Genomic DNA, 25,897 nt, shown 5'->3' on the forward strand with positions numbered 1-25,897 from the left:
CACGCAGCGGACCCCTCCCGACCGCGCGGCCACACGATGGGGGGCTGACACGTTCGAGAGCTGGTTTCCCGGGCAACTTCCCCTGTGTCCGAACCGGAAGCACCGAAGGAGGAATCGCCATGGCTCGCCTCACGCGCGTCCTCGCGGGCACCGCGCTCGCGGTCGCCGCGACCGCCATCGTCACCCCCGCCGCCGCGGCCGACGGCCCGAGGTCCGGGGAAACCACCAACACCCGTCCCGCCGAGACGTGCGTGCGCGCGGGTGTGGTGTACGGCCAGAGAGCCACCGCGCCGGTCGCCTACCCGGTCGACGGGTGCGCGGGCGACGTCGCCCGGCTCGCGGAGACACCGAGCTTCACCTACAGCGGCCCGGCGGGCGTGGTCCGCGTCGGCGACGTGCCGGACCGGCAGTGCGTGACCACCCAGGGCGGGGCCCCGGGTACCCGCGCCGTCAACGGGTCCGACCGGATCGTGCTGCTCTACAACGGAACCAACTGCCGGGGCGTCGCCAAGGTCGTCTTCCCGGACGGCGAGTTCGCGGGCGCGTTCCAGTCGCTGCTGTTCCTGAGCATCCCTCGGTGAAAGCCCTGGGGCAGGGCGGTTTCCACCGCCCTGCCCCAGGTGTCCGCACGGGGGAGGCGCGTCAGCGGAGGTAGCGGCGGAGGCGGGACAGTCCCGACCGCCCGGCCTGCCCGGCGAGGTGCCGGAACCGGTCCCACGGCAGGGCCCGCCGGTCCACCTCGGCCTCTGGGTCGGCCAGTTCCGCCTTCAACCGGTTGATTTCCCGCTGCTGCGAGGTGATCGTGTCCACCAGGGCCGCCCGGTCCGCCTCGTTCGCCGCCGCGTCGTACTGCTGCTGCAGGACGCGGGTGTACAGGGCGATCCGGTTGTTCTCCATCGTCGCCAGCAGTTCCGACCCGGTGTACGGGCGCAGCGCCTCGGCCAGGTCCTCGGCGTACGGGGCACCACCGGGGACCAGGATGCCGAGCCCGAAGACGGCCGGGACCACGCTGAAGGTCCAGCCGGGGTTGAGCACCAAGGCGTCCTCGACCGCCGTCAGGACACCGTTGCGCTCGCCACCCGCGCGCTCGGCCACGGTGTACGCGCCCGCGCCGATGAAGCCCGCCGGGCTCAGCCCGTCGTGCCACGCGCTCGGGCCGTCGTGGCTGGCGGGGTGCTTGTCGCCGCCGCGCAGGGGCGAGGGCTCGTAGTACATGTCGCGGCGCGCGGCGGGCCACAGGACGTCGTGCATCAGGATGACCGCGTCCGGCGCGTGGGTCATGATCCAGCGCAGCTCCTCGCGGACCACCGCGTAGTTGTGGTCGCCGTCGAGGACGTACACGTCGGCGAGCGGCAGGTCGGCCAGTGCCTCCGGCGACGGCCGCTCGACCAACCGCAACGCGGGGTTGGCGGCGAACGTGTCACGCACCCGCGCGTCCGGGCTCGGCTCGACCCCGTACACCGCGGTCGCGCCCAGCTCGGCGTAGACGCCGCTGACGTGACCCGACTCCACGCCGACCTCGACCACCGTGGACACGCCGCGGTGCGCGAAGACGACGGCGAAGATCTCGCGGAACACCGCCATGGAGTGCAGCAGCACGGGGAGCTGCCGGGCGTGCCGGGCCTGGGCGTGCGGGTCGGTGCGGCTGCCGGTGGTCACGCTGTTCATCAGTCTCCTGTCAGCTTCCTGGCCGCCACCCTGGCGGCACCGGCGATCACCCCGACCGGCCCGCGGGCGCGGTACTCCTCGACGACCCGCGTGGACAGCGCCACCTGCGCGGGGATCGGCGCCGGGTCGCGCTCCTCCGGCATCCGGGGACCGGGCAGCGACCACGACTGCGGCAGCATCGCGAACGCGACCGTGACCTGCCCGGACGACACCGCCGCCCCACAGCGCGCGGCCAGCGGGAGCCACACCGCCGCGTGCGGGTGCTCGAACTCCACCAGGTTGCCGCCCAGCCACCGGCAGTCGACGAAGGTCAACTCGGCGAACTCGTCCGGCTGCTCCCAGCGCAGCGCGCACGCCCGCCCCTCGCGGCCGGTGACGACCCGCGCCTCGATCCAGTCCACCCGCACGATCGCCGGTCTGCCCGGGATGGCCAGCGACACGTCCACGACGTCCGGGCCGCGGAAGTCGACGCGGGCGAAGGACAGCCCGTTGTGGTTGATCCGGACCCGGCGGCGCGGGGTGTCGTGCCAGGTGTCGTCCGCCAGCCGGTACCGCAGCAGGGTGCCGAACGGCTCCCCGCTCGGCTCGAACACCGCCCGGTCGACCGCGCCCTCGGCGACCGCCCGGGTGGCCGCGGCCAGCCCCGGGTCGGACGCGGCCAGCAGTGCGGGCCAGAAGCAGTCGCGCATGTCCAGGTCGTCGAGGTCGTTGGGGGACAGGTACGGGATGGCTGCGGCCAGGTCGTCGGGCACCACCGGGGTGACGACCGCGGAGCCGAAGTTGTCCTCGTGCGCCCAGTCGCCCAGGAACGCGGCCTCCCGCGCGTCCGGTGCCTGGAGCGCGCGGGTGAGCACGGTGGCCAGCCGCGGCGCCGCGGTGGTGCCGAGCAGCGGCCAGTTCTTGTCGGTGCCGACGTAGCGGGCCCAATTCGCCTGGAACGCGCGGATACCGGCCTTCGCGGCGGCCCGCTCCGCCTGCTGCGCCGCACTGCCCTCCACGGGCCCGAGCACCGGCGCGCCGTCCTCGTCGAAGGCCAGCAGCGACCCGCAGAGCGCGTTGACGCACTGCTCGACCACCTCGGGGCTGCGGCTGACCGCGCGGACCACCTCGCGGGGGTGGTCCACCTGCCCGAGGTAGCCCTCCACGCGCAGGCCGTCGAGCAGCACCCCGGCGGCGCGCTCGTCGGCGACCAGGTAGAGCCCGGCGGGCGCGATGTCCACGCCCGCGTCGCGCAGCGCCTTGGCCAGCTGGTGCTGGATCGTGCCGCCCCAGCCGAGGTCGACCAGGGTCAGGTCCTCGGCGTCGAGGGCGCCCGCCGCGCGCAGCGACCGCACCAGCCGCTCGCGCGCGGTGTCGACCACCTTGGACAGCCGGGTGCGCAGGTGCTCGGTCTCGGTGAGCGCCCGCCCGACGGAGTCCACGAGCTGCTCGTCGTCGAGCAGGGAGTCCAGCGAGCCGACCAGCCCGGGCACGTCGCCGGGGCGCAGGCGCAGCATCTCCAGCAGCTGCCGCGCGCTGAGCCGGTACCGCTTGCGGATGAAGGCGCGCACGGCTCCCGGGTCCAGCGGGTCGAGCGCGGCCACCGAGGTCACCTGGCGCGAGAGCCACACCGGCTCGGCCCGCACGGCCCAGCCGCGGGCCTCGGCGGCGGCGTTGACCATGGCGGCGAGCAGCTCGCCCTCGCGCATCGGGCACCACAGCACGGATGTCCCCGCCTCGTGCGCCCGGTGCGCGGCCCACTCGGCGAAGCCGGTGAGCACGGGGCCGAGCACGGCGGCGCCGTAGCGCCAGGCCGCGGTGCGGGACGCGGTCGCGGCGGGGGCGTGCGCGCCCAGGGTCCGGGCGCGCAGGGTGGTCATGCCGAAGTCGCCGTGCGCCGGGTCGACCAGCGCGCCGAACGGGCCGAACGGGTCCGTCGTCTCCGACTCGCGCTCGATCACGCGGGTGAAGTCGGCGTCGACGCGCTCGTAGTGCAGGGTGCGCACGCCGAGCGCGGCGGGCACCTCGTGGTCGGCGACGCGGTTGTCGCCGATGTGCAGGACCTGCCGCGGCGCGCGGTCGAGGGCGCCGAGCACGATCGGCCAGAGCCCACCCGCCTTGTCCGCGCCGTGTTCGTGGGAGCGGAACACCGCGATGTCGTCGAGGGGACCGATCTCGGGGCGGTCCAGCAGCGCGGCCAGCTGCTCGGCGGTGAAGTACGTGTCGGACACCAGCACCACGGGCACGCCGTGCGCCCGGGCGACGCCGATCAGCGCGGCGACGTCGAGGTCGACCACGGTGCACGACCGCTCGACCCGCACCTCGGCGGCGACGAGCGCGTCCAGCCCGACCGGGTCCACCACGGCCTCCGGCATCGCCCGCCAGATGTCGAACAGCGACACCTCCGGGCCGAGCGCGCCGCGCCCCGCGCGGGCCCGCTGCTCGGCGCCGATGCGCATCCGGCGGAACGCGGCGTCGCCGATCCAGCCGGGGAGCTGACCCGTGGCCCGCAGGTGCGCGGCCAGCACGGTGAACACGTCGGTCGGCCGCGGTACCCGCCGCCACAGCAAGGTGTCGAACACGTCGAGCGAGAGCACGGCGCACGAGCGGTCGGCGATCATGCCGACGACGGGACCCAGTTGCGCGTGCTCGGCTATGTCAGGCACTCCGGCGCCGGTCATCTGTCTCCCCTGTGGTATCGCGCTCACGGCTTGCGGGGATGCTCAGTTTATGGACGGCCCGGACAATTCCCCGGACGGCGCACGGGGAATGCGAAGACTCTTTTCGGTAATGCCGGATCGAGTGAATACGGCGCGGAATTGCCTACGACCGGTAGCGGATTGGCACGGCCCTTCCCGGTGGCGCGCCGGGTCTCCCGATCGGAAGTCCTGAGTGGACGGTGAAGGTCCGTTCGCGTCACGGGCGGGCCGGGTTGCCCGGTGCCGCGCGGCACCGGGCAACCCGGTCGTGGTGCGGGTCAGGGGCCGGTGACCAGCGGGTGGTCGTTGAAGAACTCCCAGAACGTGTCAGTGGCCTTGATCTGCGCGGTCACCTTGCCGTTGCCGCTGGAGCCCGGCGCCGCGCCGGGCCAGGTGTGCGCACCGGTGATGATCTTGTAGTGCACGATGTCCCGGTTCTGCGGGCAGAGGTCACGGGTGATCCGGACGACCTCGGAGCTCAGCGGGGTGGACACGATCGTGGACGAGCAGAGGTTGCGGGTGGCCCAGGTCTGGGTCCAGTCCGCGATCGAGGGCAGCACCTCGTGGTGGTTGTCGTCGTCGCCGTTGTACTTGATGACCTGGTCGTCGTCGCCGTGGAACTCGACGATCGGCGCGCGCTGCTCGACGCAGTCCGACCGCGTGCCGGGGTAGAAGGCCCCCGCGACGATGCCGAACGCGGCGATCCGCAGCGGCAGCCTGCACGCCAGCAGCGCGACGAACCCGCCGCCGTTGGACTTGCCCGCCGCGAAGATCCGGTCCGGCTGCACGCACAGCGTCTGCTGGAGGTGGTCGAGCAGGTCGGCGACGAACTGCACGTCGTCGAACGGCGCCGCGTAGAGCGGGCCCTGCCAGGCGCGCTCGTTGTCCTGGTCCGGGAGGCCACGCGGGTAGACGGCGATGGCGTCCAGGTCGTCGATCTTGGAGTAGGCCTCGATCTCAGCGCTGTCGCTCTTGCGGCCGTGGAAGGCCAGGATCAGCGGCTTCTGGTGCCCGGGCTGGTAGGTGGTGGGCAGGTGGATCAGGTACTCGCGGGTGAGGCCACCGGACTGGACGGAGCCCGGCGCGGTCACCCCCGGGGTCAGCGTGGTGGACGTGAGCTGGCACCCGGTCGACGCGACGGGGTAGTTGTGCGCGGGCGGTGTCGCCCCCGCCACCTGCGGGGTGACCACGGTGGCGGCGACGGCGGCGGTGACGACGGCGAGCTCGGCGAATCTCATTGACACCTCGGGTGGAGGAGGGTTCACGGCTGGTCGTTGACGCTCGTGCCCCTCCACTGCTCGGCGGGAGCACATCCCGTCACACGGGGGACCCCCGCGGCCGGTTGCCCCGAATCCTGATCTTCATCCCGAGGTCGCTTCGGGGCACTGTCGCCCTTGACGACGAGGAAGTCTATATAGATAGACTTCCTCGCATGGCACGTCGACCCTCGGCCCAGACCCTGGCGGTGCTGGAGCTGCTGGCCCGCGACCCGGACACCCCGCGCCACGGCTACGAGCTGGGCAAGGAGCTGGGGCTGAAGGCGGGCACGCTGTACCCGATCCTGATCCGGTTGTGCGAGCGGGGTCATCTCGCCGCGTCCTGGGAGTCCGACCCACCCGCCGGGCGCCCGCCCCGGCACCTGTACCGCCTGCTCGGCACCGGCCTGCGCCTGCTCGACCAGGCGCGGGAAGCGGCTCCGGCGACCACCAGCCCGGCCCTGGGCGGCGCGTTGTGACCACCGACTTCGCCGACCGGCTGCTGGCGGTCGCGGTCCGCGCGCTCCCCGCGCACCGCCGCGACTGGGGTCGGGCCATGGTCGCGGAACTGGCCGCGTTGACCGACCGCGCCGAGCGGCGCCGGTTCGCCCGGGGCTGCGTGCGCGCGGTCGCGTTCAGCGGCCCGGCCCTGCGCGCCACCACCCGGGTGCTGGTCCTGCTGGCGCTGTCGGCGGTGATCGTGGTCGAGGCGACCCGCCTGCGGTCGGTCGGCGTCGCGGTCGAGGCGGTCGGGTTGGCGGTGGCCGTCCTCGGGCTGGTGTGGCGGGACTCCCGCCGGGACGCCGTCGGCCCGGTCGGCGGTCGGGTCGCCCGCCAGTGGGGGTACGCCGTGGTGCTGGCGACCGTCGCGGTGCTGCTGACCACCGGCGTCAACGACCCGAGCGGGTGGTGGCTGGCCGCGGCGGCCGTGGTCGTCTACCTGGCGGCCCTGCTCCGGATCACCACGCGCCGGGCGGACGGGATCGTGTCGTTCCCGCTCGTCGGCGCGCTGACCGCGGCGGGCCTGGCCGTGTGGTGGGTGCCGATGCTGCTGCTCGCGGCGGTGCGCGCGGCGCCCGCGCTGACCTTCCCGGTGGCCTTCGCGGTCGTGCTCGCGGGCGCGGTCCTCGGTCCCCGGGTCGGCTCGCGGATCCGGGGCCTGATCAGCGGCCTGGTGGCCGCGGGCGCGCTGTTGCTGCTGGTGTTCCTCGCCGCGGTGGTCACCTACCGCGTCGCCCCAGGACTTGCTCCTGACCTCTTCGGCGCCGACTGGGGCGCGTTCCCCAAGGCCACCCGGCTGGAGATGAACAGCGTGGAGGCCGTCGACCCGTACGTCGCCGACTTCCTCCTCGGCGCCCTGGTCGGCGCCGGTCTGATCATCATCACCGAGCGGTTGGTCGGCCGGACGGGACCCGCCCACCCCCGGTAGGAGGTGGGCGGGCGTCCGATCGTCCTGGCAGGGATCAGGGCGTCGGGGTGGGGCTGGTGGTCGGTGGTCGCGTGGTGGGCGGGGGACCGGTCGGCGGGGTGGGCGGCTGCCCGGTGCCGGGCGGCTGTCCGGGTCCACCCGGGCCACCAGGTCCGCCGGGACCGCCCGGGCCACCGGGGCCTTGGCTGTCGTCGTCGCCGACCTCGGTGTCGGACAGGTCCAGCGCGATGCTGAACTCCGCGGTGTGACCCTGGTGGGTGCGGCGCGGCTGGAGCGTGAGCTGGTCGCCGCCCTGCAGGTAGATGAAGTCCTTGGCGTTGGTGGTGTCCGGGGTGCCCTTGGCCTTGTACGGGTCCTTGGCCAGGTAGCCCGCCTTGAACTCCTCGGTGAAGTAGAGCTGCGAGGTGAACTCGTAGGGCTTGCCGTCGGTGCCGGTGGTCTGGATCTTGATGTGGATGTGCACCGTGCGGCCCCGGTACCAACCGGGCAGGACCGTGGTGAACCGGACCCGGCCCGCGCGGTCGGACTTCTGGTAGCCGCGCAGGAACTTCTTGCCGGACGACCCCTCGCTCGCGATGTCGGAGTAGACCCCCGCCGCGTCGCAGTGCCAGATGTCCACCACCGCGTCGCGCAGCGGCAGGCAGCGCTTGTCGCGGATCTGCAGGACGGTCAGCTCGAGGGCCAGCGGCGCGCCGGGGGACCGGACGCCGGTGGTCGGGTCCGAGCGGATGTCGGACCGGTTGAGCCCCTCGTCGACGAAGTACGGGCCCTCGACCTGTTCCGGTTTGGCCACGCAGTTCACGTCGCAGTCCGGTCCGCCACCCGGTCCGCCGTCACCCGATCCGGTGGCCGCGAGGGCCACCCCCGATCCGGTGACGGTCAGCGCGGCACCCGCGAAGCCGAGCAGGGTCAGCGCCTGCCGCCTGCCCAGGACGCGGCCGACCGGCTCGTCGTCATCGTGCATCGTTGAAGCTCCTCACTCACTGTGCCAGTTCGGATACCAGCGGTGAGGAAGCTAGGTGCGGTTCCTGGGCGCGCGGTGTGCGCCACCTGTGCGGTAGTTGTGTGAACGCCGTCCCCACTTGCCAAACGGCGCGGGGACGGCGTTCTCGGGTTGCGCGCCGTCTACCGCTCGAAGACGATTCGGCCGTCCACCACGGTCATCGCCACCCCGACGTTCGGCAGGTCGGCCGGGGCCAGCTCCAGCGGGTTGGCCTCCAGGACGGTCAGGTCCGCGACCTTGCCGACCTCCAGCGTGCCCTTCCACGACTCCGCGCCGTCCTGCCGCGCGGCGTTGACGGTGTAGGCGCCCAGCAGCTGCCGCATCAGGGCCGGGCTCGGCTCGGCGCCCATCCACTGCGCGGCGGCGGCGATCCACTGCCGCCAGTCCGGCTCGATGACCGGCGCGTCGGAGCTCAGGCACACCGGGATGCCCAGGTCGAAGGCCTCGCGCAGCGGCCACGCGGTGCGCGCGGCGTCCTCGTCGAGCGCGGCGGCCAGCCACGGCGCGGTCATCACCGCGATGCCCGGCTGGGTGTTGAGGCCGATGCCCAGCTCGGCGGCCCTGGCCAGCACCGCGCGGTCGACCAGGTCGCCGTGGATGAGGTAGTGCCTGCCCTTGGGGCCGTGCGCGGCGATGGCGTCGGCCATGGCCGAGACGGTGACCTCGATCGAGCGGTCGCCGGTGGCGTGCACGCCGATCTGCGCGCCCGCCTGGTGCGCCAGGTCGACCATGCGGCGCAGGTTGGCCTCGCGGTCGGCCAGGTCGGCGCCGTCGACCAGCAGGTGGCCGGAGCTGCCGTCGGCGTAGCAGCGGTGCGTCCAGGCCGAGCGCATCGGCGGGATGCCGTCGGCGAAGATCTTCACGCCCGCGATGTTGAACCAGCGCGGGTCGCCGTCGGGCTGCGGCGAGACCAGGCCGCGCTCGAAGTCGGCCAGCGTGCTGGGGCCGTCGAGCTGGCCGAACAGGCGCAGCACCGTCACCCGGGCGCGCAGCTTGCCCTCGGCGGCCACGGCGGCGTACTCGCGCAGCACGTCGGTGGAGAAGCACCCGGTCGAACCCTCGTCCTCACCCGGGCCGAGGCCGGGCTCGGTGTAGCTGGTGATGCCGAGTTCGGCGGCGATGTCACCCGCCTTGATGATGGCCGCGCGGCGCTCGGCCGCGTTCTTCAGCAGCGGCTCGCCGTCGCCCGCGGCCTCCAGGCCGCCGCCGAGCAGCGTCTTGGGCCACATCGCGCCCAGCCAGGCGCCGTGCAGGTGCGAGTCGTTGATGCCGGGCAGCGCGGTGCGGCCGTAGAGGTCCACGACGTGGGTCTTGGGGCCGATGAGGTGGTCGACCTCGCCGACGGCGGTGATCAGCCCGTCGGTCACGGCGACCGCGCTCGCGACGGTGTCGGCGCCGTCGAAGGTGAGCACCGTGCCGCCGGTGAGCACGAGGTCGGCGGGCTGCGCACTGGTCACGGTGTTCCTCCGGTCAACAAACGTAGAAGATGCGGCCTCAGTATAGGGGCCAACGGGATGTTCTCCCGGTTTTTCGTCTATGTATGTAGACTAAACCAACCACTCTCGGCAAGGAGGGCCACTCATGGGCGACGCCCAGCGCATCCCGGTCAGGCAGCTCGGACCCGGCGGTCCGGACGTGCCGCTGTTCGGCCTCGGCTCCTGGAACACCTGGGACCGGATGGAGTTCGACGACGCGGTCGCCCTGGCGCGCCGCGCGGCGGCCGCGGGTGCGACGCTGTTCGACGTCGCGCACTACAACTTCGGCCCGCACGCCGAGCAGGCCCGCACCGACATCATCTTCGGCGAGGTCGTGCGCGCGGCGGGCATCGCCCGCGAGGACTACCACCTGTGCGGCAAGCTGTGGCTGTGGGAGTACCCCACGACCACCTTCGACTCGCAGATGACCACCTCGCTGGAGCGCATCGGCGTCGAGCGGGCCGACAGCGTCGTGGTCGGCGACTACATGTCGCCGCCGGACATCCCCGCGGTGGTCACCGACGTCAACGAGCAGATCGCCAAGGGGCGCTTCGCCGTCTGGGGCGTCAACAACTGGATCGCGTCCGACCTCGAGGCGGCGCTGGCCTTCGCCGACCGCGAGGGCCTGGTCGGCCCCACCTTCGCCCAGCTGAAGTACAGCATCGCCCGGCGCACCATGGCCGAGGGCCCGTTCTACGCCCCGTACTTCGCCGACGGCCGCCTCGCGCTGCAGGCCTCCGACGTGTTCGAGGGCGGCATCCTCGCGGGCCGCAAGTTCCCCGAGCGCAAGATCGGCGCCGACCCGGGCGGCATCCGCGACACCATCCGCGAGGCCGCCGACGCGGTCGCCGAGATCGCCGCCCGCTACGGCGCGACCGCGGCCCAGGTCGCCATCGCGTTCTGCCTGACCAACCCGGCGGTGGCCAACGTGCTCTTCGGCGTCAGCCGGATCGAGCAGCTGGAGGACAACCTCGGCGCGATCGAGCTGGCCGCCGAGCACGGCGCCGAGCTGCACGCCGCGCTGGACCCGCTGTGGTCGGACAAGGCGGTCAACGCCGACGGTTCCTGGTCGCTGTAGGTCGGTCGCCCCGGAGTCCCCGCCCGCCATGCCCCGACGGGCGGGGAAGCGGGCCCCCGCACGCAGGAGTCGGTGCGCGGTAGTCGGGTCTCCCGGGGCGCGCATACCGGCGGTGTCGCTTTCTCGAACGGTGTGCTGTGGTGGGGGTCGCCTCCTGGGAGGCGGAAACGACAACGGGGGCGGTCCGGGAAATCCCGGACCGCCCCCGTTTTCCGTTTACGGGCGCGCGATGCGCTCGAAGAAGGAGTCCAGGTGCTGGCGCTGCAACTTCCGCGTCGAGTACCGCGGCCCGACCAGGCTCATCACGTTCGAACCCGCGTTGATCAGCACGATCTCGTCCACCAACTGCTCGTCGGGCAGCTCGGTGCGGATATCGCCTTCCGCGCGGCCTTCGCGCAGGTAGCGGTGCAGCAGCGAACGCCACGACTTGAGGTGCGCCAGGTAGCGGTTGTGCAGCCGCTTGTTCGACAGCGACATCTCCCAGAACGCGAACAGGACCCGGCCCGCGGTGACCCGTTTGGCGTCCAGGGGCATCGTCGCCGTGCACATGATGCGCAGCGCGTCGAGCCCGGTGTGGTCGGCCACGACGGCCGTGATGTGCTCGTGCATCATCGCCAGCGCCCGCTCGAACGTCGCCTCGACCAGCACGTCCTTGCTCGGGAAGTACCTTTTCAGCGCCCCGTTGGCGAACCCGGCGGCCTCGGCGATCTCCCGCATCGTGGCGGCTTCCAGCCCACCTCGAACAATCAGCCCCCACGTCACCTCCACGATATGCGCCCGACGCTCGTCGTGGTCGATGACCTTGGGCATCTTTCTCCTCAAGCACTGGTTAGAGCGTTACGACTACCGAGGAAGTGTAACGGAGCAACGCGCCTGTTCCACCACCAATCCGCACCATTCTTTTGCACCACGGTTGCCGGGATCTGTACCATGGACGTGAGTGATGGTCATGATGGGCGCGTTGTGTGTCCCCACCTGGGAACCTGGGCCGTTCGGCCACTCGATGTGATCGTCGCGGTCACGCTGGGGACATGTGGTGTTCGGATCTTTCGCCGCTCAAGACACGGTTCTCCATACCCGGTGAACGATATTTCACCGATCACCGGCGATTGGGCGGACTCGCTTTGTGTGAATGCCGCGATCGGTTGCCGCGGTAGGTCACCCGGATAAATCGGGTCCGCCCAATCACGCGTCAGACCAGGGTGCGCCGGGTCCTTGGCGGGCACGGCTCGCGGGCGTGGGGGATTGCGGCCGGTGCGGTTTCTCGACGGCTCGGGGGATTGTCGAGGGGCGCAAGCGGGCGAACTCGGTCGCGGGCTGCCCTCGGGTCAGCGCCGTGGTCGACCTTGTGGACGAACAGCGGAATCGGGATCCGCGGACGCCGCGGGGGCTGGTGCGGGCGTGGGTCCGCGTCTGTTTCCCTCGACAGCGGAGACGGTCGTGAGCGCAGGGCGCGTGAGGTGCGCCTGGGTCGGCCGCGGTGCCCCGGCAGCACCGGGGCACCGCGGGCGGCATTCGGCCTAGCCCACCGGTCGGATGCCGATGACGACGCGTTCGCCGCCGGTGTCGGGGTCGGTGTGGACGTCGACGTGCACCCGGTCGGCGTAGACGGGGTGGGTGACCACGATGGCGCCGTCCGAGTCGGTGACGCGCAGTTCCCGGGTCGGGGTGTCGAGGGCGCCGGAATGCAGGTGCGCCAAACCCTTCAGGGTCGACGCGGATGGGGGTGCGCGGTACAGCTCGACCGTCGCCGGGCCGTCCGCCGCTCCTCGGACGCAGATCCAGAGCGAGTCGTTGTCGGCGTGCACCCAGTCGGTGACCGGGTTCCAACCCGCGTGGCGGGCGGTGGTGGCGGTGTCGTCGACGAAGAGCAGTCCGCGGGTGAACGGCAGGGTGAAGGCGGCGATGAGGTCGTCGGTGTCCACACTGCCCTTTCCCACGTCGTGGTCCGGTCGAGACTAGTCGCAGACCCGGACGTCGAGGATCCGCACGGGCTTCTTCGGCGCGCCGTCGGTGGCGCCGTCCGGGGTGATCCCGGCGGCGACGATCCGGTCGAGGACGGTGAGGCCGCGCGTGACCCGGCCCAGGACGGTGTAGACGGGGCTGATCTTGGCGACCGAGTGCACGATGAACCACTCGCTGCCGTTGGTCCCCGGGCCCTGGTTGCCCATGGCGATGGTGCCGCGCGGGTAGGTCTCCTTGCCGGTGACCTCGTCGGGGAACCTGTAGCCGGGCCCGCCCTCCTCGGCACGGTAGATGTCGCCGCACTGCAGGACCCCGAGCCGTTCGCTGTTGGTCAGCCGCCAGCACTGGGACCGGTCGTAGAAGTCGGAGCGGGCCAGGTGCACCAGGTTGTGCACGGCGCACGGCGCGTTGTCGCGGTCCAACAGCAGTTCGATGGACCCGTAGTTGGTGCGGATCGTCACCTCGACCTCGCCGTGCGCCTTGGCCTTCGAGCCGGGGACGCGCACGGGCCGGGCCGCCGGGTTCTCCGGCGTCGGGGTGAACTGGCAGCGGACGGTTTTGTGCCGCGCGGTGGTGGGTTCGGCGCTCGCGGGGCTGGTGAGCAGCAGGGACGCGCCAAGCGACAGGGCGAGGGTGACCAGTGTTCGCTTCATCCACCGGACGCTAGTGGCTGCGGCGTACCCGGTCGATCCCCCGTTCTCCGGTAGTCGGTTGCCGCTGCCGCGCCCGGCCCGCTAGAGTCGGCGACGTGACTGCCGGGTCTGCCGTGAGGCAAGAGCGAGTGGGGTCCCCGGCCGGGGCGTGACCGGCGTTCGGGCCGCCCGAGGGCCGCCCGTCGACTTTCCTTCCTCAGCCAACCATCCCGCTGACCCGAGGAAAGTCCTTGCCCAACGATTTCAACGACGCCGTCATCGCCGAGTTCCGCGCGAACTCCGGCCAGGTGGGCGGTTTCTTCGAAGGTGCCCGTCTACTGCTGTTGACCACCACCGGTGCCCGCACCGGCAACCCGCACACCACCCCGCTCGGCTACCTGCCCGACGGCGACGGCCGGGTCCTGGTGATCGGCAGCGCGGGCGGCTCGCCCCGGCATCCCCAGTGGTACCGCAACATCCAGGCCAACCCCCTGGCCACCGTAGAGGACGGCGTGTTCACCTACGAGGCCAAAGCGACCATTGTGGACGGTCCAACCCGAGACGCCGCCTTCGCCCGAGCCGTGGAAGCCGACCCCGGCTGGGCCGACTACCAGGAGAAGGCGGCGGGCCGCGTGATCCCGGTCGTCGCCCTGGAACCGGCGGTGGCGGGACCACCCCCGTTCCGCTCGCTGGCCGATGCCCTCCTCCAGGTGCACGGCGCCTTCCGCCGCGAACTGCGCCTGATCCGCGCGGAGATCGCGCGGTCGGGGTCGGGGATCGGGGCGCAGTTGCGGATCACGTGCCTGTCGCTGTGCGCGGGCCTGCGCAACCACCACGTGGGGGAGGACACGATGGTGTTTCCCATGCTGGCCAAGCGGTACCCGGAACTCGCGGACGTGCTGGACCGGCTGGGCCGGGAGCACGAGCAGGTGGCGGCCTCGGTCGAGCGGCTGAAGGCGCTGCTCGAGGGGAACGGCGAGACCCTGCTCCCCGAGTTCGACCGCATCGCGGCGGAGCTGGAGGCACATCTGTCCTATGAGGAGGAACAGCTGCTGCCGCTGCTCTAGCCGGAGCCCCGGTCGCGGACGCCTGCCGGGTGGCGCGCTAGCGGAACAATCCATTCGACGCCAGGGCCACCGGCCGGACGGCTATGGCTGGCGCATTACCAGGGTGTGTCGCAGCGACCATTTGGGTCTTGGCTGTCACAGTGGAATTTCGCGGCGTAGCCCTGAATGGGCTAAACATCCCGGTTTTGCGACTGGAATCCTGCCGCCGCTCGAACGCCGAGGCCGACGCGGCGCTCGGGTTCAAGGCGCCCGCAAACGCCTTCGGCACCAACGGGATCCTCGTCTGCTCGGATGGCCTGCTGTGCCTCTTCGAGCACGTCAACGGCGGCGGCAGGCGGCTGCTGTTCAGCGACGAGTACTGGCACAACCTCTCCACCTGGACCTTCGACGAGCAGACTTCGTCGTGGTTCACCATGCAGGACGGTCCGCCGCTGTGCACCTCCGCCGCGGACCCCGGTGATCTGCAGGACTGGCAGTACTACAGCATCACCCTGAGCGCGTGCAGCGGTCAGAACTCCATGGGCGCGTGGAACGATCGCGCCACCAAGGTGCACGGCTGATGATGACCGGTTGGTGGCGCCGCGGACCGCGGCGCCACCAACCGGTCATCGGAAATCGGCGTGGACGTAGGTCTCGTATTCGATCACCGCGGGAACCGTCACGTTGAGCGAGCCCGCCGACGTGGTCAACAGCTGCTCGTTCCCGAGGAACTCGCCCGAATCCGGGGACACCAGAAGGGTGTACCGAGTCGGTAGTCCGGCACAGGCGGAGTCCATCGAGAAAGCCTCGGCGGCCCGGCCGATCCGGTCCGTTGTCGCGCCCTGGTAGCGGACGTCGGGTAGCCGCCCCAACAACTCCAGGGTGGCTGCCCGTTCGGGTGGGGTGAGGACGCGTTCGCGGAGGAGGTCGGTGACGGCGACGAGGGTTTTGATCGGGCCGATGTCGTCCGGGGGGTTCGGCCTGCGCGGGTACCGGTCCAGTTCCGCGACCGTCGACGGTGGCCTGCGGTCGCCGAACGACGTGGCTCGGCCGCCCGGCTGCCAGTTCTCGGAGCCGGTGCCCGCCCGGGGCGACGCCCAACCGCCGGGGTCCGTCCCGTTCTCGAACTCCGGTTCGGCCCACTCCACCTCCGTGCGACCGGAGCCGTCCGCCTCCCGCCAGGTGCGGTGGACCCGCGGCACCACGGCCGACAGCGTGAACCCGCCGGACACCTGGCTGTTCAGGTACCAGGCCCGCGTCTCCAGGTACTCGGTGCGCCCGCTCGTCGCGGGGGTGCCAGTTCGGTGCTGTGGGCGCGCTGACCACAAGCGGCGGGGGAGTCGCCCGCGAGCCCAGGGCGCGGTCGGGCTCGCGGCCTGCCCACAGCAGCAGACCGGTGGCGGCGACGATCACCGTGGCGCCCGCCAGGGACCAGCGTCCCGCCACCGGTGGCCGCGTGGGCTCGAAGACGAGGTGCGGCGGGTGCGGGCGGGCGCACCGCGGGCTCGTCGCGCATCGGGTCCAGGGGCTCAGCAGCTCGCGGATCAGGGTTCGCATCAGTGCACTTCCGGCGCGAACGACCCGTGATCGTTGATACCGACGTGTTCCAGCGCTCCGCACGGCCGCTGTCGTCCGCGCGTCGCAGAGGCGCACGGCGTAGGTCGGCTGCTCCTACGCGACCAGCCGAAGGACCTCTTGGTCGTGTTCGGCCGAGGACCAACCGGTCAACCGCCGTCTGCCTGGCCGCGAAACTGCCCATCCCCAGCACGAGCAGGCGGTGTCCGCTGCTCCAGCTGATTCGCGGTATCCGCTTGGCGGCGGGACATGCCTCCGCCCCCGGTATCCATTCCACCGAGGAGCACCGTCGCTTCCCGGCGAAGATGATCAAGCCTGTGGACTACCTCGCCGTGTGTCGTTCGTTCGGGTGACCGTTTCGCCGAGAGCGGAGAAGGTGGGGCTCTCCGGGCGCGTTGTCCACAGAGGCTTATTCACAACCCCGGGGTGAGTACCCGAAAGTAAGAGGTGGCGGCCCGTTTGAGAGAATTCAGTTACCACACCTGGTTCTCGAAAACGGACCGCCTCCATGTATCACACCACCGGCCTCGTGTGAGACCGTGCCGAAGAATTATGTGCTCTGATCCGCGAAGCCACCAGCGAATCGATTCGCCGGTGGCCGCCGGTTCTGGGTTTATACCGCTCCGTGGTGGTCACGTTGGCGTACTTGCGGCGGAATCGGGTTCAAGCGGAGTCGGCGGAAGCGTTCGAGGTGTCGCAGTCGACGATCGGTCGGGCGATCGCGGCGGTGACACCATTGTTGGCCGGCGTGCTCGAACAGTGCGTTCCCGCGGCTGACGATCTCGACGACCGCAACTCCCCCATAGTGGACGGGACACTGCTGCCGTGCTGGTCCTGGGCGTCCCGCCCCGAGTTGTTCTCCGGGACACACCGCACGACCGGGCTCACCGTCCAGGTCGCGTACACGCCGGACGGACGTCCGAGATGGGTGCTGGATCCTAGGCCGGGATCCCGTAACGACATCGTCGGCCTGAACGCCTCGCGGGTTCTCGACGGACGAGAGCCCAGCACCTGGCTCGGCGACAAGGGCTACATCGGCAGCGGCATCCTGACCCCGATCAGAAAACCCAGAAACCGCGAACAACCCGACTGGGAAGTAGAGTTCAACCGACACCACAACTCCATCCGTGTCGTGGTCGAACGCGCCATCGCCCAACTCAAAACATGGCGTGTTCTCCACACCGACTACCGGCGTCCCATCGACACTTTCACCGACACCATATCGGCCGTTATCGCCCTCTACTTCTACTCCGCTGAATAAGCCTCACAGGGTTGATCATCTTCAGCCGGAACTGTCGGTGCTCGCCACTAGAATGGATACCGGGGGCCGGAGGCGCGCGCCAGGGTCAGCTCGGCCAAGGTCAGCTCGGCCACGGCGGGTTCGGGATCTCGCGGTCGAGGGTCGGGGCGATCGCCGACTGGAACAGCTCCAAGGTGTCCCGGTGCTGCTTCCGCGTCAGGCCTTCCCGGTCCGCGCCCAGGTGCAGGACCTGGTGCCCGAACTCCTTGTGGTACCGACCGACCTTGTCGATGATCTGCTCCGGGCTCCCCACCAGCGCCGAACTGCGCTCGACGAAGTCCGCCAGCGAGTGGAACGCCGGCTCCACCCCGAGCCGCGTGAACAGGGCCAGCCGGGCCTCGAAGATCGGTCGGTACACGTCCAGCGCGTCCTGCGACCGCGCCGCCGCGTAGTACCCGGCCGTGCCCGCGCCGACGATCGCCTTCGACGGGTTGTGCCCGTGGTGCGCCCACCGCTCGCGGTAGTGGCGGATCAGGTCCGCGTACGGCTCGATCGGGTTCGTCACGTTCGCCGAGAACAGCGGATCCCCGTACCTCGCCGCCAGCTCCACCGACTCCCGGCTCGTCGCGCTGCCGTGCCAGACGCGGATGGGGTGCTGGAAGGGTTTCGGCCACACCTCCGCGTCGACCAGGGGTGGCCGGAACTTGCCCGACCACGTGACCTTGTCCTCCCGCCACAGGCGGCGGAACAGCTCGTACCCCTCGGCGTTGCGCTCCCACTGGTCTTCCGGGGTCACGTGGAACAGCTCGCGCTGGGCGTTGCCGTTGCCCTTGCCGATGATCAGTTCCAGCCTGCCGCCCGACAGGTTGTCCAGGGTGGCGTAGTCCTCGTAGGCGCGCACCGGGTCCAGCAGGCTCAGCGTCGTCACGGCGGTGAACAGGCGGATGCGGGAGGTGCGGGCGGCGATGTGGCTGAGCACCACCGGCGGCGACGACGAGATGAACGGCCGCTCGTGCCGTTCACCCACGCCGTAGCCGTCGAAACCCAGTTCCTCGGCCAGCACGGCGTTGTCGACGACGTCGCGCAGCCGTTCGGCGGGGCTGGGCTGGATGCCCGTGACCGGGTCCGCCGTGTAGGTGATCAGCGTGATCAGCAGGTACTTCATGCCGGGTCAGACCCCCAGGTGGTCTCGCAGCGTGTCGCCGCCGTACTCGGTGCGGAACACGCCCCGCTCCTGCAGCAGCGGGACGACGGTGTCGGCGAACTCGTCGAGCCCGCCCGGTGTGACGTGCGGTACCAGGATGAACCCGTCCGCCGCGTCCGCCTGAACCAGTTCGTTTATCCGCTCGGCGACCGTGGCCGCGGACCCGATGAAGTTCTGCCGACCGGTGACCTGGATGACCAGCTCGCGGATCGACAGGTTCTTCGACTCCGCGATGCCCCGCCACTCCTGCGCGGTGGCCAGCGGGTCGCGGTGCATCCGCACGCTGGCGCGGCCCCGCGCGATGGTGTTCTCGCCGTCCACCGGGTCGAAGTCGGGCAGCGGGCCGTCGGGGTCGTACCCGCTCAGGTCCGCGTTCCACAGTTGCTCCAGCAGCTTGATCGCGGTGGCCCCGCTGACCTGCTGGTGGCGCACCACGTCCGCGCGCTCCTGCGCGTCCGCGTCGGTGTCGCCGAGCACGAAGGTCGCGGCGGGCAGCACCTTGAGCTGCTCGTGGGTGCGGCCGTACTTCGCCAACCGCCCCTTGACGTCGGCGTAGAACGCCTGGCCCGCCTCCAGCGTGCCGTGCCGGGAGAAGATCGCGTCGGCCGACGACGCGGCGAACTCGCGGCCCTCGTCGGAATCGCCTGCCTGCAGGATCACCGGCCGCCCCTGCGGGCTGCGCGGCACCGGGAACCGGCCCGAGATGTGGAAGTGGTCGTCGCGGTGGGCGAACGACCCGGCGTCCGGGTCGCGCAGGAAGACCCCGTGCGCCTTGTCCACCGCGAGTTCGTCGCCGCGCCACGAGTCGATCAGCTCCAGCGCGGTCGACAAGAACGTCTTGGCCCGCGCGTAGCGCTGGTCCTGCGGCAGGAACCCGCCGCGGCGGAAGTTCTCGCCGGTGAACGCGTCCCACGACGTCACCACGTTCCACGCGGCCCGCCCGGCGGAGAGGTGGTCCAGCGACGCGAACTGCCGCGCCACCTCGAACGGCTCGTTGAACGTCGAGTTGATGGTCCCGGCCAGCCCCAGCTTCGAGGTGACCGCGGCCAGCGCGGCCAGCACGGTGAACGTGTCCGGTCGCCCGACGACGTCCAGGTCGTAGATCTCCCCGCCCTGCTCGCGCAGCCGCAGGCCCTCGGCGAGGAAGAAGAAGTCGAACTTCGCCCGCTCGGCTGTCCGCGCCAGCTTGACGAACGAGCTGAACTCGATGTGCGAGCCCGCCTCCGGGTCGCTCCACACCGTGGTGTTGTTCACGCCCGGGAAGTGCGCGGCCAGGTGGATCTGCTTGGTCATGTCAGCTCCTCTAAGCCGCGTAGCGGTTGGCGGGACGGGACAGGCCGAGCAGCCCGCGCAGGGTGTCGGCCTCGTAGGCGTTGCGGAACAGGCCCCGCGACCGCAGTTCCCCGGCCACGCCGCGGGTGATGCCGGTGAGGTCGTGCGGCACCGCGCCCGGCCGCAGCCGGAACCCGCTCAGCCCGGCAGCGTGCCAGTCGAGCAACAGGTCCACCAGGTCGCCGGGGGTGCCGGTGAAGACGTGGGCGTCGGAGCGGTACTCCGCGCCCGCCAGGTCGTCGAGCCGCTTCTTGTGGTCGCGCGCGGTGGCGGTCGTGCCGTCCAGGAACACCACGACGTCGCCGAACACGTGCAGGGTCTCCTGCTCGCGGCCCGCCTTGGCCTGCTCGTCGCGGATCTCGGCGACGGTGCGGGCGGCGTCGGCGCGGTCGGTCGGGGTCACGAACACCACGTCGGCGGACCGGGCCGCCAGCCGGTTCGGCACGATCGCGTGCGACAGCGTCGCCACCACGGGCTGCCCCTGCGGCGGTCGCGGCGTGATCGACGGGCCCTTGACCGAGAACCAGCGGCCCTCGAAGTCGATGTAGTGCAGCCTGTCCCGGTCGACGAACCGCCCGGTGGCCACGTCGCGGATCTCCGCGTCGTCCTCCCAGCTGTCCCACAGCCTGCGCAGCACTTCGACGTAGTCGGCCGTCTCGTCGAAGAGGTCGGCGATGTCGCTGCGCTGATCGCCGAGGTGCGCGTCGGCCAACCGGGGGGTCCCGATGTCGCGCCTGCCGAAGTGCGCGTTCTCCTGCGGGGTCCACCCGATCCGCACCCGCACGCCCGCGCGCCCGGTGCTCACGTAGTCCAGGGTGGCGATCGCCTTGGACAGGTGGAACGGCTCGGTGTGCGTCGCCACCGCGGTCGGGATGATCCCGATGTGCTCGGTGGCGGGCGCGATCCGGGCCGCGACCAGGACCGAGTCCAGCCTGCCCTGGACCCGGTCGGTGCCGTCGGTGGACGGGTTGAACGGGTCGTCCTGGAGGGCGAGCGTGTCCTCGAGGGTCACGAAGTCCAGCAGCCCGCGCTGGGCCTCGACGGCCTGGTCGAGCCAGAAGCCCGCGGTGAGCACCTGCTCCGGCCGGGCCTCCGGCAGCCGCCACGCCGCCGGGTGCCACCCGACCCCGTCCAACGCCACGGCGAGATGCGGTCCGCTCGTCACCGGCGGGCTCCCTTCCCAGAGTGTTCCCTGATCAACCTGACCGGATTGTGCGCCGGTCCGGGGACACCGGGCACGCACGGCCAGGTGGTGGGACGCCTGCCGGGGGCGGGAATAAAGGCGGGGCGCAAACGAAAGTCGGGTGGTCGCGCACGCGCGACCACCCGACTCGTCCGGCTTCTCCTACAGTGACAGACCCGCGTAGAGGTAGGTACCCGGGTTCTCGGGGTCGTCGACCAGCACGACGCCCTCACCGGGGCGCGGCACCGAGATCCGGGGCACGATGGTGCGCAGCCCGATCGGCCTGTCGTGGCCGTCGACGGACAGCAGCAGGTCGACGACCGGGTCGTGGTGCACCTGCGCGCCGGTGTCCACGACCGACTCCACCCGCCCGTACGTGCCCGGCACGCCCGTGGACAGCAACTGCTGCGCGGTCGGGCCGGACCGGGCGATGGTGACCGCCTGGCGCGCCGCGGCCATCTCCCACCCGGCCGCGTGGCCGCCCCCGCCGCTGAGGACCTTCTCCCGCCGCTCCTTGCCCTTGCCGAACCACCCCATGGGGCTCTTCCTCTTCCGCTCTCCACCCGACCGGTGTGGACACCTGGTCACTGTCGGAACAAAGCGTACGGTTACCTCTCCACGGCGGGATCCGGGGGGATACCGTTGTGGTGTACGACATATGGCCGGGTGGTGAACAGTGCTCGGTTTGTCCTGTGTGGAACCCGTTAACCCTTCACCGCGCCCGCCAGCCCGCTGACCAGCCGCCGCTGCACGAACACGAAGAACACCAGCACCGGGATGGTCATCAGGGTGGAGCCCGCCATGATCGCGCCCCAGTCGTTCTGGTCCGGTTTGACGAACACCTGCAGCGCCAGCGGCAGCGTCTGGTTCTCCGCCGCGGAGATGATGAACGTCTTGGCGAACAGGAAGTCGTTCCACGCGTGGATGAACGACAGCACGCTGGTCGCCACCAACCCGGGCGCCACCAGCGGGAACAGCACCCGCCACAGGAACCCGAACCGGCTCGCCCCGTCCAGGGTCGCCGCCTCCTCCAGCTCCACCGGCACCGCCGCGACGAACCCGCGCAGCATCCAGATCGAGAACGGCAGGCTGAACGCCAGGTGCACCAGCACCAGCGAGCCCAGGTGGTTGAGCCCGAACGCGGGCACCGACTGGCCGACCGAGCGCATCAGGAAGAACAGCGGCACCGTCAGCGCCTCCACCGGCACCATCTGCACCACCAGCAGCATGATGAGCATGGTCGTGCGGCCCTTGAACCGGAACCGGGTCAGCGCCGCCGCGGCGAGGAACGCGATGGCCATGCTCAGCACGACCACCGCCAGCGCCACGACCACGCTGTTGACGAAGTAGCGGCCGAAGTTCTGTACGGTCAGCGCCCGCACGAAGCTGTCGAACGTGGGGCGCAGCGTCCACGGCCGCGGTTGCGCGGAGATGATCTCGTCCTCGGGCTTGAACGCGGTCAGCACCATCCAGAACAGCGGGAACGCCACCACCCCCGCGACCACCACGGTGACCACCTCGGCCACCCCGCGGCCGCTGCCCCCGGTCCGCTTGACCGGTCGCCGCTCGACCCGGGCCGGGGCCGGTACCGCCGTGTCCACGCTCACAGTTCCTCCCCCGACCGGCGCAGCGCGCGCAGGTAGAACAGGGTGACGGCCAGCAGCACCACGGTCATCACCACGCCGATCGCCGCGCCCAGCCCGTACTCCGAGGCCGCGAAGGCCTGCTGGTAGGCGAACACGTTGAGCACCAGGTTCTGCCCGGCGATGCCGCCGCCACCGGTCATCACGTAGATCTGGGTGAACACCTTGAAGTCCCAGATCACCGACTGGATGGTCACCACGACCAGGATCGGCCGCAGCAGCGGCAGGACCACCGACCGCGCGGTGCGCCAGGTCGACGCGCCGTCGAGCGCGGCGGCCTCCAGCACCTCGCCGGGGATGGCCCGGATGCCCGCGTACAGGGTGATCATCACGAACGGGAACGAGCACCAGACGACCTGGGCGGCGACCAGCCCGAAGGCCGTCCACTTGCCGTAGGTCCAGGAGAAGCCGTCCAGCCCGAGCAGGTGGTTGACCAGGCCGAAGTTGGCGTCGAAGAGGAACAGCCAGATCGTCGAGCCCGCCACCGCGGGCGTCGCCCACGCGCCCAGCGCGGCCAGGAACAGGCACATCCGGGCCCACGGCCGCACCCTGGTGGCCAGGACCGCGAGCGCGGCACCGACCACCAGGGTGGTGACGACGCAGACGGCCGCGAACCCGACCGTCTGCGCCAGCACTTCCCAGAACCGCGCGCTGCCCAGCAGCTCCTCGTAATTGCCCGCGCCGAGGAACTCCAGCGGCGCGCCGCCGCTGACCTGCTCCTGCCCGTAGTCGAAGAGCGAGATGACCACGAGCTGGTACACCGGGTACGCCAGCAGAGCGCCCAGCACGAGCAGGGCGGGCGCCAGGTAGCCCAGCGCGGTCCGGCCCTGCCCGCGCGCGGCGGGCCCCGCGGTCACGAGCCGAAGGCCGCGTTCATGGCGTCGGCGGCCGACTTCGTCGCGGCGTCGACGTCCTTAGTGCCGCGCGCGACCTCCTGGAGCATGGTCGGGACCACCGCCTGCGCGTCGATCTTCGCCCAGGCCGGGGTGTTCGGCACGAACTTGACCCCGGAGGCCAGCGTGTCGGTGAACGGCTTGATCGCGGGCACCGAGTCGGCCAACTCGCGCTGCAGACCCGAGAAGGTGGGCAAGTTGCCCATGGCGTCGAACATCTTGCGCTGGTACTGCTTGCCCGCCAGCAGTTGCGTGAACTCGAAGGCGAGCGACCGGTGCTTGGTACCCGAGAGCAGGCCGAGCAGGTTGCCGCCGCCGAACGCGGGGGCGATGACGCCGGGGGCCTTGCCGGGCAGCGGGACCACGGCGTACTTGCCCGCCGCGGCGCTGGCGTCGACCGACCTGCGGTTGAAGTCGCCGCCGATGGTCATCGCGGCCTTGCCCGCGCGGAACGCCTCCACGCTGGCGTCGCCGCCGTTCCCCGCGCACTGGGCGGGCGGGCAGATGTCGTCGCGCAGCAGCTCGGTGTACTTGGCCACGCCCGCCTTCGCCTGCGGGGAATCGATGGCGGCGGTGAACTTGCCGTTGAGGCTGGTGGCGAGCTCGCCGCCCTCACCCCACACGAACGGCAGCGCGCCGTAGGTGTACTTGCCGCCGACGGAGATGCCGAGCAGGTCGGGCTTGGCGGCCCGGATCCGGCGGGCCAGCGGGGCGATCTCGTCCAGTGTGGACGGTGGTTTGACGCCGAGTTCGGTGAAGACGTCGGTGCGGTAGTAGAGCGCGCGCACGCCGATGTACCACGGGATGGCGTAGACCTTCTTGTCCACCTTGGTGGCGTCGAGCGCGGCGGGGAGCACGTCGTGCACGTCCTCCCAGTTCAGCGCCTCGCCGCTGATGTCGGCGAGGCCGCCCGCGGACACGTACCCGGCGAGGTCGGTGTTGCCGAACTCGGCCACGTCCGGCGCGCTCGCCGGGTCGCTGAACGCGGCCTTGAACCGCTCGGCGCGGGACTGGACCTGGATGTACTGCACGTCCACGGTCACGCCCTGGTGCTTGCCCTGGAACTCCGCGACCGCCTCCTGGACCACCTTCTCCTTGGCGGCGCGGTTCACCTCGTCGAACAGCCAGACCCGGAGCTGGCCGGTCCGCTCGTCGCCCGCGGGCTGGGCGGGACCGGACTGCACGGGCGCGCAGGCCGCCAACGAGACGGCCGCCGCGATCCCGGCTAACCACCGTGACTTCCGCATCTCTCGACCCCGTCCTGAGTGTTGCGCTGCACGCAACATTCGTTTCATAGAGAGCAACGTGTGGGCGATGGTAGAAGCGCGGTGCGGCCGTGGCAAGGTCTGAACCATTCGGACCAGTGGCCGGTGATTCCCCACCGGTCCTTTCCGGACGGTGCGGGCGGTATCGCGGGCCGCGCGCGGGCACGCGGCCCGGCGAACGGGTGGGAACGCGAAGAACACCACCCGCCGCGGCGGGTGGTGTTCCGGTGGGGCGGGTGGTGACTAGTTCTTGGCGCGGTCGCCCATCAGGCTCCGCAGCTGCTCCTCGGCCCACTGGTCCTCGGCGATCTCGCGCTCGGTGGCCCCGATCCCCACGGCCAGCAGGGAGAGCGCGGAGAGCACGCCGAGCACCATGGCCAGCGGTCCGAAGAAGGAGAACGCCTCGAGGCCCTGCACGTCCGAGGCACGCGCGCCGGTGACCTGCCCGACCTCCATGGCGGCCATGCCGACGTAGTGCATGCCCGACACCGCCACGCCCATGATCAGCGCGGCCCCGGCGGTGGCCACGATGCCCCGCACGTTGGAGGTGGCCCACAGCGCGGCGGTCGCGGCGACCACGGCGATCACGACGGACAGCACCACCAGACCCGTGTCGTAGCCGACGTGGGCGTTCATCGCCATCGCGGAGATGCCCAGGTAGTGCATCGAGGCCACGCCGACGCCGGTGATCGCGCCCGCGCCGATCAGCCGCGGCCAGGTCGCCTTGCCGCGCGCCACCGACCAGAGGCCGATCCACACGATCCCCACGGCCACCGCGAGGCTGATCATCGTCCGGAACAGGTCGTAGCGGATCGGGGTGCCGTCGACGGAGAAGCCCATCATCGCGACGAAGTGCATGGTCCAGATGCCGGTGCCGCCGATGGACACCGCGCCGAGCGCGAGCCAGGCCTGCTTGGGCAGCCCGATCTGGGCCCGGGCGCGCTGCATGCTGAAGAGGCCGAGGGTGCAGCCGAGGCAGGCGATGAGGTACGACAGGACGGGTGTGACCGCCCCGACGGAGAAGTGGTGAACGTGGTCCATCAGCCATCTCTCCTGTTTCGACCCTCAAGGCAACTTCGGGTGAGCACATCACGCTGCGTGCCTGTTGACCAAGGCGCGCGGGTGCGAGATGAGTCATGTTGATTGTGGTCTGAACAGGGATTATTGCGCCGCGCGCGGGATGGTTGAGCTTGGTCGCTGACCCGACGTGACATTGCGGAGGGTGATGAACCGTCGAGAGTGTCTCACTGTTCGCAATTCTTGCCCGCCAGGAAGGTTCCGGTTTCGCCGAAACGGTCGAGTGTGGCCATGTCCTGGCGACACGCCCACAAG

Annotated in this window: 24 protein-coding genes; 7 read left to right on the forward strand and 17 right to left on the reverse strand. The window is 71.1% G+C overall.

Annotation, left to right across the window (positions count from 1 at the left end):
* The first annotated feature begins 119 nt into the window (after nucleotides 1-119).
* Nucleotides 120-581 (forward strand): hypothetical protein, encoded by a 462-nt coding sequence (locus V5P93_RS15965; RefSeq protein ID WP_104476424.1) that lies wholly within the window; start codon nucleotides 120-122, stop codon nucleotides 579-581.
* A 61-nt stretch (nucleotides 582-642) separates the two neighbouring features.
* On the opposite strand, the gene V5P93_RS15970 is transcribed toward V5P93_RS15965, so the two are convergent.
* From V5P93_RS15970 to V5P93_RS15980, 3 genes are all read right to left on the reverse strand, one after another.
* A complete protein-coding gene (locus V5P93_RS15970) occupies nucleotides 643-1,668 on the reverse strand; it encodes a class I SAM-dependent methyltransferase (RefSeq protein WP_104476425.1) in 1,026 nt (341 codons plus the stop codon).
* Nucleotides 1,668-4,328 carry an HAD family hydrolase gene (locus tag V5P93_RS15975; protein ID WP_104476427.1) on the reverse strand — a complete coding sequence of 887 codons (2,661 nt, stop codon included), beginning with the start codon at nucleotides 4,326-4,328 and terminating at the stop codon, nucleotides 1,668-1,670. Before V5P93_RS15975 ends, V5P93_RS15970 begins: the two co-directional genes overlap by 1 nt.
* 296 nt (nucleotides 4,329-4,624) lie before the next feature.
* Nucleotides 4,625-5,584, reverse strand: a complete 960-nt coding sequence (locus V5P93_RS15980; protein ID WP_104476429.1) for a PHB depolymerase family esterase — start codon at nucleotides 5,582-5,584, stop codon at nucleotides 4,625-4,627.
* 194 nt (nucleotides 5,585-5,778) lie between these two features.
* Here V5P93_RS15980 and V5P93_RS15985 point away from each other — a divergent pair, with 194 nt between their 5' ends.
* Both V5P93_RS15985 and V5P93_RS15990 read left to right on the forward strand, forming a co-directional pair.
* Nucleotides 5,779-6,081: a PadR family transcriptional regulator gene (locus tag V5P93_RS15985; protein WP_104476431.1), complete on the forward strand. Its 303-nt coding sequence runs from the start codon at nucleotides 5,779-5,781 to the stop codon at nucleotides 6,079-6,081.
* Nucleotides 6,078-7,031 carry a hypothetical protein gene (locus V5P93_RS15990; protein ID WP_104476433.1) on the forward strand — a complete coding sequence of 318 codons (954 nt, stop codon included), beginning with the start codon at nucleotides 6,078-6,080 and terminating at the stop codon, nucleotides 7,029-7,031. The genes V5P93_RS15985 and V5P93_RS15990 overlap by 4 nt, the downstream gene beginning before the upstream one ends.
* A gap of 34 nt (nucleotides 7,032-7,065) precedes the next feature.
* Here the strand turns inward: V5P93_RS15990 and V5P93_RS15995 are convergent, their stop codons facing one another.
* Nucleotides 7,066-7,995: a twin-arginine translocation pathway signal protein gene (locus V5P93_RS15995; RefSeq protein ID WP_104476435.1), complete on the reverse strand. Its 930-nt coding sequence runs from the start codon at nucleotides 7,993-7,995 to the stop codon at nucleotides 7,066-7,068.
* Between the two features lie 161 nt (nucleotides 7,996-8,156).
* The gene (locus tag V5P93_RS16000; RefSeq protein WP_181043279.1) at nucleotides 8,157-9,491 is read right to left on the reverse strand and encodes an amidohydrolase; all 1,335 of its coding nucleotides are present in this window, start codon (nucleotides 9,489-9,491) and stop codon (nucleotides 8,157-8,159) included.
* 124 nt (nucleotides 9,492-9,615) lie between these two features.
* Between V5P93_RS16000 and V5P93_RS16005 the strand changes: the two genes are divergently transcribed.
* Entirely contained in the window at nucleotides 9,616-10,587 is a 972-nt protein-coding gene (locus tag V5P93_RS16005; RefSeq protein WP_104476437.1) for an aldo/keto reductase, read from the forward strand.
* Between the two features lie 216 nt (nucleotides 10,588-10,803).
* Here the strand turns inward: V5P93_RS16005 and V5P93_RS16010 are convergent, their stop codons facing one another.
* From V5P93_RS16010 to V5P93_RS16020, 3 genes are all read right to left on the reverse strand, one after another.
* Complete coding sequence (locus V5P93_RS16010; RefSeq protein WP_104476438.1) at nucleotides 10,804-11,397, reverse strand: TetR/AcrR family transcriptional regulator; 594 nt, start codon at nucleotides 11,395-11,397, stop codon at nucleotides 10,804-10,806.
* A 710-nt stretch (nucleotides 11,398-12,107) separates the two neighbouring features.
* On the reverse strand, nucleotides 12,108-12,527 hold the full coding sequence (locus V5P93_RS16015) for a hypothetical protein (RefSeq protein ID WP_146107901.1): 420 nt from the start codon (nucleotides 12,525-12,527) through the stop codon (nucleotides 12,108-12,110).
* Between the two features lie 18 nt (nucleotides 12,528-12,545).
* Nucleotides 12,546-13,205, reverse strand: coding sequence for a peptidylprolyl isomerase (locus V5P93_RS16020; RefSeq protein ID WP_104476442.1), 660 nt, complete (start codon nucleotides 13,203-13,205; stop codon nucleotides 12,546-12,548).
* A 230-nt stretch (nucleotides 13,206-13,435) separates the two neighbouring features.
* Here V5P93_RS16020 and V5P93_RS16025 point away from each other — a divergent pair, with 230 nt between their 5' ends.
* Complete coding sequence (locus tag V5P93_RS16025; protein ID WP_104476444.1) at nucleotides 13,436-14,251, forward strand: nitroreductase/quinone reductase family protein; 816 nt, start codon at nucleotides 13,436-13,438, stop codon at nucleotides 14,249-14,251.
* 185 nt (nucleotides 14,252-14,436) lie between these two features.
* On the forward strand, nucleotides 14,437-14,811 hold the full coding sequence (locus V5P93_RS16030; RefSeq protein WP_104476446.1) for a hypothetical protein: 375 nt from the start codon (nucleotides 14,437-14,439) through the stop codon (nucleotides 14,809-14,811).
* 45 nt (nucleotides 14,812-14,856) lie between these two features.
* On the opposite strand, the gene V5P93_RS16035 is transcribed toward V5P93_RS16030, so the two are convergent.
* Nucleotides 14,857-15,462 carry a hypothetical protein gene (locus V5P93_RS16035; protein ID WP_104476447.1) on the reverse strand — a complete coding sequence of 202 codons (606 nt, stop codon included), beginning with the start codon at nucleotides 15,460-15,462 and terminating at the stop codon, nucleotides 14,857-14,859.
* Between the two features lie 971 nt (nucleotides 15,463-16,433).
* Here V5P93_RS16035 and V5P93_RS16040 point away from each other — a divergent pair.
* The gene (locus V5P93_RS16040) at nucleotides 16,434-17,066 is read left to right on the forward strand and encodes a transposase (RefSeq protein ID WP_245930967.1); all 633 of its coding nucleotides are present in this window, start codon (nucleotides 16,434-16,436) and stop codon (nucleotides 17,064-17,066) included.
* Between the two features lie 100 nt (nucleotides 17,067-17,166).
* Here V5P93_RS16040 and V5P93_RS16045 read toward each other — a convergent pair whose 3' ends face one another.
* The 8 genes from V5P93_RS16045 to V5P93_RS16080 all read right to left on the reverse strand — a co-directional run bounded on the left by V5P93_RS16045 (nucleotide 17,167) and on the right by V5P93_RS16080 (nucleotide 25,606).
* On the reverse strand, nucleotides 17,167-18,210 hold the full coding sequence (locus tag V5P93_RS16045; protein WP_104476451.1) for an LLM class flavin-dependent oxidoreductase: 1,044 nt from the start codon (nucleotides 18,208-18,210) through the stop codon (nucleotides 17,167-17,169).
* A gap of 6 nt (nucleotides 18,211-18,216) precedes the next feature.
* The gene (locus V5P93_RS16050; protein ID WP_104476452.1) at nucleotides 18,217-19,542 is read right to left on the reverse strand and encodes an NtaA/DmoA family FMN-dependent monooxygenase; all 1,326 of its coding nucleotides are present in this window, start codon (nucleotides 19,540-19,542) and stop codon (nucleotides 18,217-18,219) included.
* A gap of 10 nt (nucleotides 19,543-19,552) precedes the next feature.
* Nucleotides 19,553-20,746 (reverse strand): LLM class flavin-dependent oxidoreductase, encoded by a 1,194-nt coding sequence (locus V5P93_RS16055; RefSeq protein WP_104476454.1) that lies wholly within the window; start codon nucleotides 20,744-20,746, stop codon nucleotides 19,553-19,555.
* 180 nt (nucleotides 20,747-20,926) lie between these two features.
* The gene (locus V5P93_RS16060; protein ID WP_104476456.1) at nucleotides 20,927-21,301 is read right to left on the reverse strand and encodes a hypothetical protein; all 375 of its coding nucleotides are present in this window, start codon (nucleotides 21,299-21,301) and stop codon (nucleotides 20,927-20,929) included.
* A gap of 167 nt (nucleotides 21,302-21,468) precedes the next feature.
* Nucleotides 21,469-22,290 carry a carbohydrate ABC transporter permease gene (locus V5P93_RS16065; RefSeq protein ID WP_104476786.1) on the reverse strand — a complete coding sequence of 274 codons (822 nt, stop codon included), beginning with the start codon at nucleotides 22,288-22,290 and terminating at the stop codon, nucleotides 21,469-21,471.
* A 77-nt stretch (nucleotides 22,291-22,367) separates the two neighbouring features.
* Nucleotides 22,368-23,264 (reverse strand): carbohydrate ABC transporter permease, encoded by an 897-nt coding sequence (locus tag V5P93_RS16070; RefSeq protein WP_104476457.1) that lies wholly within the window; start codon nucleotides 23,262-23,264, stop codon nucleotides 22,368-22,370.
* Entirely contained in the window at nucleotides 23,261-24,547 is a 1,287-nt protein-coding gene (locus V5P93_RS16075) for an extracellular solute-binding protein (protein WP_104476459.1), read from the reverse strand. Before V5P93_RS16075 ends, V5P93_RS16070 begins: the two co-directional genes overlap by 4 nt.
* A gap of 261 nt (nucleotides 24,548-24,808) precedes the next feature.
* Entirely contained in the window at nucleotides 24,809-25,606 is a 798-nt protein-coding gene (locus V5P93_RS16080) for an MHYT domain-containing protein (RefSeq protein WP_104476460.1), read from the reverse strand.
* Between the last annotated feature and the right edge of the window lie 291 nt (nucleotides 25,607-25,897).

The organism is Actinokineospora auranticolor (assembly GCF_041897805.1).
In the GTDB taxonomy this organism is placed as follows: Bacteria; Actinomycetota; Actinomycetes; order Mycobacteriales; family Pseudonocardiaceae; genus Actinokineospora; species Actinokineospora auranticolor.

Coding starts and splice junctions, on each gene's coding strand:
- V5P93_RS15965 (WP_104476424.1), top strand. CDS start 120: ATGGCTCGCCTCACGCGCGTCCTCGCGGGCACCGCGCTCGCGGTCGCC.
- V5P93_RS15970 (WP_104476425.1), bottom strand. CDS start 1,668: ATGAACAGCGTGACCACCGGCAGCCGCACCGACCCGCACGCCCAGGCC.
- V5P93_RS15975 (WP_104476427.1), bottom strand. CDS start 4,328: ATGACCGGCGCCGGAGTGCCTGACATAGCCGAGCACGCGCAACTGGGT.
- V5P93_RS15980 (WP_104476429.1), bottom strand. CDS start 5,584: ATGAGATTCGCCGAGCTCGCCGTCGTCACCGCCGCCGTCGCCGCCACC.
- V5P93_RS15985 (WP_104476431.1), top strand. CDS start 5,779: ATGGCACGTCGACCCTCGGCCCAGACCCTGGCGGTGCTGGAGCTGCTG.
- V5P93_RS15995 (WP_104476435.1), bottom strand. CDS start 7,995: ATGCACGATGACGACGAGCCGGTCGGCCGCGTCCTGGGCAGGCGGCAG.
- V5P93_RS16005 (WP_104476437.1), top strand. CDS start 9,616: ATGGGCGACGCCCAGCGCATCCCGGTCAGGCAGCTCGGACCCGGCGGT.
- V5P93_RS16010 (WP_104476438.1), bottom strand. CDS start 11,397: ATGCCCAAGGTCATCGACCACGACGAGCGTCGGGCGCATATCGTGGAG.
- V5P93_RS16020 (WP_104476442.1), bottom strand. CDS start 13,205: ATGAAGCGAACACTGGTCACCCTCGCCCTGTCGCTTGGCGCGTCCCTG.
- V5P93_RS16045 (WP_104476451.1), bottom strand. CDS start 18,210: ATGAAGTACCTGCTGATCACGCTGATCACCTACACGGCGGACCCGGTC.
- V5P93_RS16050 (WP_104476452.1), bottom strand. CDS start 19,542: ATGACCAAGCAGATCCACCTGGCCGCGCACTTCCCGGGCGTGAACAAC.
- V5P93_RS16060 (WP_104476456.1), bottom strand. CDS start 21,301: ATGGGGTGGTTCGGCAAGGGCAAGGAGCGGCGGGAGAAGGTCCTCAGC.
- V5P93_RS16075 (WP_104476459.1), bottom strand. CDS start 24,547: ATGCGGAAGTCACGGTGGTTAGCCGGGATCGCGGCGGCCGTCTCGTTG.
- V5P93_RS16080 (WP_104476460.1), bottom strand. CDS start 25,606: ATGGACCACGTTCACCACTTCTCCGTCGGGGCGGTCACACCCGTCCTG.